This is a genomic window from Phormidium tenue FACHB-1050, assembly GCF_014696925.1.
Classification (GTDB): Bacteria; Cyanobacteriota; Cyanobacteriia; order Pseudanabaenales; family Pseudanabaenaceae; genus Pseudanabaena.
Genome location: NZ_JACJQY010000001.1, coordinates 305,691 through 312,900 on the forward strand (window position 1 = coordinate 305,691; position 7,210 = coordinate 312,900).

Annotated in this window: 7 protein-coding genes; 1 reads left to right on the forward strand and 6 read right to left on the reverse strand. The window is 42.5% G+C overall.

The window, feature by feature from the left end; all coding sequences use genetic code 11:
- Positions 1-23: 23 nt before the first annotated feature.
- The gene (locus H6G05_RS01465; RefSeq protein WP_190575649.1) at positions 24-662 is read right to left on the reverse strand and encodes a response regulator; all 639 of its coding nucleotides are present in this window, start codon (positions 660-662) and stop codon (positions 24-26) included.
- A 193-nt stretch (positions 663-855) separates the two neighbouring features.
- Between H6G05_RS01465 and H6G05_RS01470 the strand changes: the two genes are divergently transcribed.
- Positions 856-1,224, forward strand: a complete 369-nt coding sequence (locus H6G05_RS01470) for a response regulator transcription factor (protein WP_190575700.1) — start codon at positions 856-858, stop codon at positions 1,222-1,224.
- Between the two features lie 102 nt (positions 1,225-1,326).
- Here H6G05_RS01470 and H6G05_RS01475 read toward each other — a convergent pair whose 3' ends face one another.
- The 5 genes from H6G05_RS01475 to H6G05_RS01495 form a co-directional block, all read right to left on the reverse strand.
- Positions 1,327-5,085 carry a helicase-related protein gene (locus tag H6G05_RS01475; protein ID WP_190575651.1) on the reverse strand — a complete coding sequence of 1,253 codons (3,759 nt, stop codon included), beginning with the start codon at positions 5,083-5,085 and terminating at the stop codon, positions 1,327-1,329.
- Between the two features lie 43 nt (positions 5,086-5,128).
- Positions 5,129-5,569 (reverse strand): DUF6173 family protein, encoded by a 441-nt coding sequence (locus H6G05_RS01480; protein WP_190575652.1) that lies wholly within the window; start codon positions 5,567-5,569, stop codon positions 5,129-5,131.
- A 222-nt stretch (positions 5,570-5,791) separates the two neighbouring features.
- On the reverse strand, positions 5,792-6,244 hold the full coding sequence (locus H6G05_RS01485) for a type II toxin-antitoxin system YhaV family toxin (protein ID WP_199310240.1): 453 nt from the start codon (positions 6,242-6,244) through the stop codon (positions 5,792-5,794).
- The gene (locus H6G05_RS01490) at positions 6,241-6,570 is read right to left on the reverse strand and encodes an AbrB/MazE/SpoVT family DNA-binding domain-containing protein (RefSeq protein WP_190575655.1); all 330 of its coding nucleotides are present in this window, start codon (positions 6,568-6,570) and stop codon (positions 6,241-6,243) included. The genes H6G05_RS01485 and H6G05_RS01490 overlap by 4 nt, the downstream gene beginning before the upstream one ends.
- A 243-nt stretch (positions 6,571-6,813) precedes the next feature.
- The coding region (locus H6G05_RS01495) for a type II toxin-antitoxin system PemK/MazF family toxin (RefSeq protein ID WP_242025176.1) at positions 6,814-7,210 on the reverse strand (397 nt) is incomplete at its 5' end.

Genomic DNA, 7,210 nt, shown 5'->3' on the forward strand with positions numbered 1-7,210 from the left:
AAGCGGCGCTAAGCGCCGCTTTTTTATGAATGCAGCATAGAGGTGACTAAAACCGCAATCTCAGTTCTATTTCGCAGATTTAACTGACTCAAGATGTTAGTAATATGATTCTTGACAGTTTTTGTTGAGATATAGAGATTGGCAGCAATTTCCTCATTATTAGCACCAGTAGCGATTAACTTTACGATTTGTCTTTCTCTTGGTGTGAGCTTGTTCCAATCCATTGTCGATACTTCTGAAACTTCAGGAATTCTAGCAATTACTTTCCTACCCAAATTCAAATCTAAATGCATATATCCTCGATGTACTGCCTGAATAGCAAATGACAATTCCTCAGGGAGCGTATTTTTTAATATATAGCCCGATGCTCCAAATTTTAAGGCTTGAGAGATATACTCTTCAGTATCATCAACGGTCAAAATTAGAACTTTGGTGGTCGGAAAGCGATCGCATATTTGTTTAGTGGCTTCGACTCCATCTAGATGCGGCATTTGCACATCCATCAGTACGACATCAGGCTTGAGAAGTTCGACCTGCGCGATCGCTACTTGACCATTTTCCGCCTCTCCCACAATCTCTAAAGACGTTTCATCACCGAGCGAAATCTTCAACGCCCGCCGAATAAAAGAATGATCATCTACAAGCAAAACACGGATTTTCATGGGATTTGCCTAGTTCTGAGAGACTGCTAAAACCTAGCTTAGCGCTTGCGATCGCTTCCAGCAAGTAACAATAGTCTCAATTATTGATAGGACTATAGTCCTATCAATAATTGAGACTTCCTCTTCATGTGTAATTTAAGTTTCCACTTTAGGATGGAAATATAGAAATTAGGAATTAGAGAGGTTTATGGCAATGTTCAAGGTTTTAGTTGTCGAAGATAGCAAAGTTCAAAGAGAAATGATGGCGAGTTTACTCAAAAAGAATAATTTTGAAACTACTACGGCTAGTAATGGGTTAGAAGCGATCGCCCAAGTTAAAGCAAATCATCCTGATGTGATCATTTTGGATATCATCATGCCCAATATGCATGGTTATGAGCTTTGTCGTAAACTGCGAGATAATCCTGACACGTGGGACATTAATATCGTGATGTGTTCATCCAAATCTACGGATGCTGATCGCTATTGGGGATTTCGACAGGGGGCTAATGCCTATGTCAGTAAGCCTTTTGTCCCCGAAGATTTAGTGGATACTGTCAAAGAGCTTTTGAAGAATAAATGATATTCTCAACAAAAAGAAGTACCGTTAAGTGGTGCTTCTTTTTTATTTGATATAGTTAGGCGATCGCTGAGTCAGAAAGATTAGGGGATCAGCCAATTCCTTTTAGATTAGAGAAATTAACGGTTTAGTAGCATTGATGTAAAGGAAGCGATCGCCTGTTTGCTCTTTCACAACCGTAAATCCTAAACTCGTTATCAAATCTAGTAATTCTTGTTTTTTATCTGTCCATCGGCTGATGGTTTCGGCGATCAGGAGACTGCCGCCGCCTTTGAGGGTGCGATGGGCTTCTTGGAGATAGTCGGCATAGTTTAAGCCCATGAGGGATAGGGAAAAGATAGCGACATCGAGGGTTGCATTTGGGAGAGGGGTATGGGAGATGTCACAGGCTTGTACTTTTGCGTTGATGGCGATGTGGTCGAAGGAATGGACTTGATGATTGGGAAGTAATTCGGCTAGTTTGGCTTCACCGCAACCGAAGTCACCGATCTGGAGATTGGTGTAGTTTTGGAGTTTTTCGGCGATTTTTTCGTAGGGGATTTCCTGCCATGTTTCACGGGCGGCGCGATAGAGGTGGTGGTACTGATACCATTCTTCGGGATTTGCTTTGAGCAGATCGCTTGTGGTGTGGCTGTAGGAATTATTGAAGCGGTTGTTCATCGCTGAGAAGTCACCAAAGCGGCGTTGTAGGATTTTGGCGATCGCTTCGGGTAAGGGAACGCGCAATTCTTCACGGTTGATTTCATAGATGTCGCCACTTTCGACGCGATCGATCCATGTTTGCAGGGCTTCTCCTGCTTTTTGGAGGACGACTTTTTCTGACGCGAGTTCGCCCTTGGGAATTACGCCATCGATCGCGGTGTCAGCGAGGGATTTTTTCCATTGGATGCGACTCCATCGATATTGACGATCCCATGACCAGATGTCGCCTTGATGGTCGAGGATGACTTGGGGAATGATTACTTCTACTTTGGTAAAGGATGATTTTTGGCGATAGATGCGTCCGACTAGTTGCTCGTATTCGGCATGAGTCCAAGGGAGGCTGGCGATAATCAGGCGATCGCATACATATTGCAGTCCATCTACGCCTGTGCCGATGGGAGCCGTGCCGATGAGAATGTCGATTTCTCTGGCGATGAATTTCTGTTTGGCGAAATCACGGTCTTTGGTATCTTCTACGCCTGTGAATAAGCCCACCTTGTAACCTGCGGCGGCGATCGCTTTGCGGAGTGGTTCGACCATGCCATCGACATAGTGGGTATAGATTAGGGTTCCTGTTTTGAGATGGGCGATGATCGTGTCGATTTTGGCTGAAAGAAGGACTTGCTCGACGGCGGGGGGGCTGGTTTTGATGGCGGCGATGAGTTGGGGGCGCAGATGTTCGCCTGAGATTTCGGGAAAGCTTTCGGCGATCGCAATCTTGTAATTTGGGCGGTAGCGGATGCCATGGAGCATCAGTTTTTCGTGCATGGCAAGGGCGTTAGCGATCGTGCTGAAGGTTTTCAACTCGTCAAATTTTTCGCCCCTTGTCATTTCTAGCAGTGCTTTGGCTTCGTAGAGGTTGTTGATGACGGGTGTGGCGCTCATGCCTAGGACACAGAGTTCAGGATTTTGTTGTTTAGCTGCATCAAGTAAACCATTGAGAATTTGTCGGCGTTTACTTTCTTTTTTTGGATCGCGTTGTTTGACGTTTTGGATTTCATCGATGACGACAAAATCGATCTGGTGATGGTTGAGGATGTTGCCGACAAGTTCGGCGGAGTAGGGTTGTTGGAATTTCTCGAAGTTGAGAATGAGATAGTTATGTTGGTTGCGATCTACGCTGATTTCGCCGCGTTCTTTTTGGTAAATGATGCTGTCGGGATAGACTTGGGCGATCGCTTTTGCCCATCCTTCGATGGTGCTGTTAAAGGCGATAATGATCGTGAATTTGGCGTTAATGACGCGACTGGCAAAGATGGCGGATATGGTTTTCCCTGCGCCAACTCCTGACCAGTTGCCGATCCTTCTTTCTGTGTAGATGCGATAGGCGGTGAGGCGTTGCATCAGGTTGGGTGGATATGGGAAGTTGTAGCCGTTGGGTATGGTGAGGTTTGCTGCGCCATCGTGTTGACTGAGGAAGCGATCGCGGATCGTCTGAAAGTATGTGCCGCCTGTTTCGTTGCGAAGTCGGTCTAGGTCAAAGGTGGGGTCGTTGTTTAGGCAGGTTTGCCATAGGGCGCTAACGCGATTGCAGATTAAAAATTCTATCGTTTCATAATCTGATGTAATTCCTGCTTCTACAAGTAAATCAACTGCTTTTAAGGAGTCAAAGGATTTTAGTTGAGGTAACTCAGTATCAGTATTTTCAATTTCATGAGGGACTAAATCAGTTTCTATTTCTTCGTCAGCATGTAAATCTTCATCTACTAACACATCAAATTCAGTTTCAGCAGAGTTACTATTTTCCTTATGAATTTCTTCTTCGACATGAGTAATTAGGTTGTTATAGTCAGCTTCCAGATTGTTTGATGAGCATAGATCTTTGATGCTTTTGAGCAGGTCGGTATCTTTTCTGCCATTACTGATAGATGCAATCATGCCATTTTGCCTCATAATTGCGTACAGCTCCGACGTTTCTAAACTGGGTAAGATAGGCTTTAACCCATACAGAAAGCTCAAAATGGCATTTGGTCGCCATAAATTAATAATACCAAGCCAATCCCCCCATCCCAACCATCGATTATCTTTATAGGTTCCTTGAGGATCAGCAGGGATATCATCAGGCTTTGCATCAGTTTTTGACCAATCTCTCCATTCATTCTGATTCTTTAAGCCAAGACTGCGGACAAAGGTACGTGCTTCTTCAAAAGAACGATAGATACGGTTATAGGATGCAATAGTCCCAGTACCAAGCCAATCTCCCCAACTCATCCAACCTTCATTTTTATAGGTTTCCTGTGGATTAGCAGGGATATCATCAGGCTTTGCATCAGTTTTTGACCAAGCCATCCATTCTTTTTGACCTTTTAAGCCAAGTCCATTAGCAAGTTTACGTGCTTCTTCAAAAGGACGATAAATACGATTATATGATGCAATTGTTCCAGTACCAAACCAGTCTCCAAAACTAGTCCAACCTTCATTCTTATAAGTCTGATATGGATTAGCAGGAATATCATCAGGTTTTGCCTTAGTTTTTGACCAAGCCATCCATTCTTTTTGACTTTTAAACTGAAGTTGATGTACGAAAGCACGAGCTTCTTCATACGGACGATAAATGCGATTAAATGGTGCAATTGTTCCAGTGCCTAGCCAGTCGCCAAAACCTTCCCAACCTTCATTTTTGTATGTCTTAGAAGGACTAGCAGGAATATCCTCAGGTTTAGCCTTAGTCTTTGACCAATCCCTCCATTCTTTCTGATTTTTAAGCTGGAGTTGGTGGACAAAAGCACGAGCTTCTTCATAAGGGAGATAAATGCGATTTTGATTGGCAATTGTGCCAGTACCTAGCCAGTCACCCCAATTAATCCAACCTTCATTTTTATAGACTCTTTGTGGATCAGCAGGAATATCATCAGGTTTTGCATCAGTTTTAGCCCAATCTCTCCATTCTTTTTGACTTTTAAACTGAAGTTGATGTACGAAAGCGTGAGCTTCTTCATACGGACGATAAATGCGATTAAATGGCGCAATTGATCCAGTGCCTAGCCAATCTCCCCAATTAATCCAACCTTCATTTTTATAGGTTCTATCAGGAGTGGCAGGAATGTCATCAGGTTTTGCACTGATTTTTGTCCAAGCTCTCCATTCTTTTTGATTTTTAAGTTGGAGTTGATGAACAAATGCACGAGCCTCTTCAAATGATCGCCAGTTTGATTTCCCCATTCGATGATCCTACATAGATAGTTTATCTGTTGAAAGAATCTAACTAAACTGGTTGTATGAAGCCAATCTTTCTTCTCTCCTCTTTTACATTTAACCTTTTAGTTACCATAAGAAGAAAACTAATCTGGCTTGTATGTTGAATCAATTCGATAGGTTCACCGCCTTCGGTATAACCTTTGAAAATAACCAAGCTTGGTTGTATAAACCCCAATTCTGAAACATGAAAAGTTAAGGATTGCCCAAACGAAACTAGTCTGATCCCAACCTCTTCTGAATCATCTAAATTTGCCTCAAAAGCTTCAATTCGTTCAATGATTTGCATTACAAACCTTTGTGCAGACTGTTCACCTTGCAAATCTCGAAGTGCTTTAGCTATCTGGTCAGATATTGTTACTTGCTTTGGCAGTTCAATGTTAATGTCAGGCAGACGAGATTTGGCAAGATCACCCAATGGGTTGTTATAGAACTCAGAATCAAAAGGCATATTATTGCTGTAAAGTTACCTCTAAATATTATAGCTAATTGATTTTGGAAAAATGCGATCAGGATTTTTGGGTGGTGAGGGGCGATCGCTGTTTGATCTTGAGGGAAAAGGCGATCGGGTTTATGGGTGTTGTAGGGGCGATCGTTGTTTGATGTGCAGATTTAGTCGATCGGGTTTGTGGGGATGAGGGACGATCACTATTTGATGAGATGAATTGAGAGATTAAATAACATCAGTTTCCGAAAGTAGTTGTTCTAAGTTCTCAGGAAAATCGCCATTATGCACCATCCGCGAAAAAACTTCATAACAATCATTTTTATCGCCTTCCTTCCGTGGAAATCCCAACCAAAGCACAATTAATACCTTCCGACCTCCTGACTCAAAAGCACGAAAAAAGAGCCGATAGCGATCGCTTAATCCCATGCCCTTCAATCGTCCGTAATGCCTCAGCGCACCCTTGAGCGCAAACTGAAGAGCAAACGGATCGAGAACTATCTTTTCCTTAATCCCCACCATCACAGCAGCAAGCAATTTAACCGTAGGATGTTTAACAAACTCTTCAGGCGGTAGATTTGCTTTTAGTTGTTTGACCTGTTCCTTTAGTTGCCGCCTTTGTTCACCAAACAAATTTCGATGGAAGTAAATTTCCCAACCATTGCGAATCATGGCACTCATAAATCAATTTCAACCCCTTCAAGGAGTTCATCATCATCTTGAGCCATCGCTTCCGTATAAGCTTCAAGGCGATCGCTATTTTTGAGAGCATCCTTAGTGATAAAGTCCAAAAACAAACTAAACATTAATTCGTTGTTTTCTTCATCACTTGCTGGCTCATTCGTAACTGGTTCGAGCTTAATCAAAAGCGTATCATCAGCAAGAACCTCTACCCATCCAGTCGCATTAGTAAATCGAGGATGGTCACGATAAAACGATACAGGCAGCCTAAAGCCCGAAGAATTACCAATTTTCGCAGGAGCGAGAGGGTAAGTTTTGGAACGCATAGATGTTAGTACAAATCGTAATAACGACAATACTATCTTAGCAGTTCTCACCATAATTGACACTATTATTGCGATCACCATTTGATTTGAGATGAGTTGCGATCGTTGGTTTGTTGATCGAAGCGGCGAGCGCTGTTTGATTGGAAAATAGGCGATCGGGTTTATGGGTGGTGAGGGGCGATCGTTGTTTGCTTTTGAGGGAATAGGCGATCGGGTTTGTGGTGGTGAGGGGCGATCGCTACCTTACAAACTTAAATCCAATGCAAAAATAATCGCTTTCTTGATTTGCAACATTACATCACTCGGCAAATCTCCCAACTTGCGTTCTAATCTTGCAGTAGGAATAGAAGCGATACCCTGAACATTAGCTATAGATAATTGATTGAGAAACTTCAAGTTAGGAAGTACGACCTCATACTCACTATTTCTATACTGAGTCGTCAGAGGGACATAAATCACTAAAACTCTTGGAGGATTTGCATCATAACGAGAAACAATGACAACAGGGCGAGTCTTTGCAGCTATCCCTAAATCTGCTAAGGAATGAAAAATAAATAACTTATGCATTTCAGTTATTTTGAGGAATAGCTCTATAATTCCATTTAGGAAGATATTCATCAAAAATGATAGGTAGATTTTC

Coding starts and splice junctions, on each gene's coding strand:
- H6G05_RS01465 (WP_190575649.1), bottom strand. CDS start 662: ATGAAAATCCGTGTTTTGCTTGTAGATGATCATTCTTTTATTCGGCGG.
- H6G05_RS01470 (WP_190575700.1), top strand. CDS start 856: ATGTTCAAGGTTTTAGTTGTCGAAGATAGCAAAGTTCAAAGAGAAATG.
- H6G05_RS01475 (WP_190575651.1), bottom strand. CDS start 5,085: ATGGGGAAATCAAACTGGCGATCATTTGAAGAGGCTCGTGCATTTGTT.
- H6G05_RS01480 (WP_190575652.1), bottom strand. CDS start 5,569: ATGCCTTTTGATTCTGAGTTCTATAACAACCCATTGGGTGATCTTGCC.
- H6G05_RS01485 (WP_199310240.1), bottom strand. CDS start 6,244: ATGAGTGCCATGATTCGCAATGGTTGGGAAATTTACTTCCATCGAAAT.
- H6G05_RS01490 (WP_190575655.1), bottom strand. CDS start 6,570: ATGCGTTCCAAAACTTACCCTCTCGCTCCTGCGAAAATTGGTAATTCT.